At 61.6% G+C, this 2698-nt stretch carries 3 protein-coding genes and 1 tRNA gene; 2 read left to right on the top strand and 2 right to left on the bottom strand.

What is annotated here, in order from left to right; genetic code table 11:
* The first annotated feature begins 21 nt into the window (after positions 1 to 21).
* Positions 22 to 96: transfer RNA gene (locus tag GWP04_12675), tRNA-Val, on the top strand.
* A gap of 10 nt (positions 97 to 106) precedes the next feature.
* Here the strand turns inward: GWP04_12675 and GWP04_12670 are convergent.
* The gene (locus GWP04_12670) at positions 107 to 1264 is read right to left on the bottom strand and encodes a tyrosine-type recombinase/integrase (GenBank protein NIA26391.1); all 1158 of its coding nucleotides are present in this window, start codon (positions 1262 to 1264) and stop codon (positions 107 to 109) included.
* Positions 1265 to 1301: 37 nt separating this feature from the next.
* Entirely contained in the window at positions 1302 to 1538 is a 237-nt protein-coding gene (locus GWP04_12665) for a helix-turn-helix domain-containing protein (GenBank protein ID NIA26390.1), read from the bottom strand.
* 522 nt (positions 1539 to 2060) lie between these two features.
* Here GWP04_12665 and GWP04_12660 point away from each other — a divergent pair.
* The coding region (locus tag GWP04_12660) for a relaxase domain-containing protein (protein NIA26389.1) at positions 2061 to 2698 on the top strand (638 nt) is incomplete at its 3' end.

Here is a 2698-nt window from a genome sequence, read left to right as displayed (position 1 = left end):
GCGTATACTCGCCGCGCATTGGGGCGCTTAGCTCAGCGGGAGAGCGCTGCCTTCACACGGCAGAGGTCACTGGTTCGATCCCAGTAGCGCCCACCAGAGAAAACCCTTACAGGGCTTGATGATTCGCGTTCTCGGAGTTCATCGACACGACGTTTGAACCGTCTGGTGTCCGTCTGGTGTCCGTCAGAGCTTCCGAACGGAGCCGATCTAGACCCTCCATCGCGGCCTCATCAACCCCCTCGTAGAGATGTCCGTAGACGTCGAGAACGGTCCGGGTGCTCTCATGTCCGAGTCGGTCGGCGATGTATCTGGGGGACTGGTTCTCGGCGATGAGCATTGCCACGTGGGTGTGCCGGAGGTCGTGTGGGGTGCACGGCGGGTCGACGGACGCTTCGACGGCGGGGTTCCAATGTCGCCGGCGGAATCGGTTGTAGTCGAGTGGTCCTCCCTGGGCATGGGAGAACACCAGATCCGAGGCGGATGGGAACTCGCTGAGGTGGATGGCCAGCTCTTCGCACAGGAAGGTGGGGATGCCGATCGTGCGGTAGGCCTTCTTGGACTTGAGCGGTCCGGCGACCATTCTCCATGACCCCTGCCGGCTGAGCTGCTCGTCGACGCGAAGCGTGCGACGGAGCAGGTCCAGCTTGTTCGTGCGGAGGCCAGCGAGCTCGCCGAAGCGCAGTCCCGTGTAGGTACCGGTGAGGATCAACGCCCGGTACCGGGGGTCGATGGCGTCAGCAAGCTGCTCGACCTCGGTGGCGGTGAGGAAGCGCTTCTCATCGCGGTCATTCTTGGGGAGCTTGATCTCCCTACATGGCGTGCGGGCAATGAGGCCGTCGGCAACGGCGACCCGGAAGGCACGCGACAGGATCTGATAGGCCTTGGCGATCGTCGCTGGGGCGTACCCCCGATCCTGGAGGTCGGCTATCCAGACCCTGATGTCGTTGGGGTGCACCGCGGCCAGTTCGACGTCGCCGAAGGTTGGGAGCACCAGGCTCCTCAGGTACGACGAATCCCGCGCTCGAGTTGAATCTCGCCGGTTGGGACGGGTTGTGTCGACCTGGACGGCCCAGTCGCCGAATCTGGTCTTGCCGGCCGCAGGGTCGGTCCACTCCCCCCTGATCTTCTGGACCTCAACGGTATGGAGGTATTTCTCAGCGTCGATGCGGCGGGCGAAGTTCTTCGACCTCTCCTTGCCGTAGGGGTCGACGTAGCGAACTTGCCATCGATGGGGAGCCTTGGGATGTCTCCGGATGTGGGCCATGGCCAAGCTACCTTTCCCTGGTGACGACCGCCGATGTTCACCATAGGCTCCTGCTGGAATCGGGGTCAACGAGATTGGCGTGAAGCGAAGAAGCGGAGTGGAGTTGGCTTCGCACCCACTCATCAACGTCGCTCCATCGATAGCGGATGTGCTTCCCGACTCGGAAGCCAGGGGGGCCTTTGCCAGCGTGTCTCCAGGCGTACAGGGTTGCGACCGGTATCGCAAGGTACTCAGCCATCTGCTGTGTCGTGAGTAGGCGTTCGGGTCTCTCCATGGCCCCGATCGTGGAGGAGAACCCTTTCGACAGAGTTTCGACAGAGTTTCAACAGAGTGTCAATAACCCTCCAACACGCGACAACCCTTTCAACAGAGTGTTCGTAAAGTGTTCGTAACCCTTTCAACTCGGCGTTTCGGCGAACTGAAGCTGCAACCGGCGGTCACACGCGGGCTGTGACCAAGAAATTCTGTGCATGCCGGCTGAGCGGTTCTCCGCGGCCGTTTTCCCAGTCACAGCAGGGGTAACGCCACATCGGACGCTGTTCAGGGGGCGAAATCCCGCGAGATTCCCCTCCTTTGACAGGGTTCTTGAAACTCTGTTGAAAGGGTTCTCCTCCACGATCTGTCCTATGAGTCAGATCGAGCAGACGAATCCGATGCGAACCACCGAGCATCCCCAGGCCGTCGCCGACACCTCACCGCGTCCCGTCAGCCGTCGCCGACTGAACCCCCCTGAGAGCCACACGCACGTGCAACACAGTTGCCGATGTGTACATGTAGACATCGTGGGGGTTGCGGGATGTTGAGTCTTGCGAAGGCCCACAAGGATTACTACCTCGAGAAGGTCGGCGAGATCTCGCCTCGTGAGGACTACTACCTCAAAGGGGGCGCTGCGAGCGGCCGTTGGCATGGCAGCGGTGCTTCCGAGCTGGGACTCGATGGACGAGTCACTGCTGAGGGACTGGTTCGCCTGTTTGACGGTCAGCATCCAGCAACCGGCGAGCAGCTGGGACACCGACTTCGGAAGGACGGTGTGGCTGCGTGGGATTTGACGTTTTCGGCGGACAAGTCGGTGTCACTGTTGTGGGCGTTCGGCGACGACGAGACACGTAGGCACGTGGTTGAGGCGTTCGAGAAGGCCACCGCCGAGGCGCTCGCCTTCATGGAGTCGGTGGCGTCCTCGACACGGGGCGCAGCTCGCACACCGGTGCTGGATGATGAGGAGAACCCGGCCCTCGATGAAAGCGGAACACCCCGCCATCGGATTGAGACCTGGCCGATCCGCACTGAGGGATACGTTGCAGCATCGTTCACAGAATTCACGTCCCGTGCGGACGATCCTCAGCTCCACACACATGTCGTTGTTGGGAACCGCGTCAAGGGTGTCGACGGCGTGTGGCGGGCGATCGACGGGCGTCTCTTGTACCGAAACAAGCT

This window comes from Gammaproteobacteria bacterium (assembly GCA_011682695.1).
In the GTDB taxonomy this organism is placed as follows: domain Bacteria; phylum Actinomycetota; class Acidimicrobiia; order Spongiisociales; family UBA4744; genus BMS3Bbin01.
The sequence above is the reverse complement of the archived record's forward strand: the minus strand, read 5'-3'. Positions and strand labels throughout refer to the sequence as shown.

Bases quoted from the DNA above. Each gene is read 5' to 3' on its own strand.
- GWP04_12670 (NIA26391.1), bottom strand. From the start codon at position 1,264: ATGGCCCACATCCGGAGACATCCCAAGGCTCCCCATCGATGGCAAGTT.
- GWP04_12665 (NIA26390.1), bottom strand. From the start codon at position 1,538: ATGGAGAGACCCGAACGCCTACTCACGACACAGCAGATGGCTGAGTAC.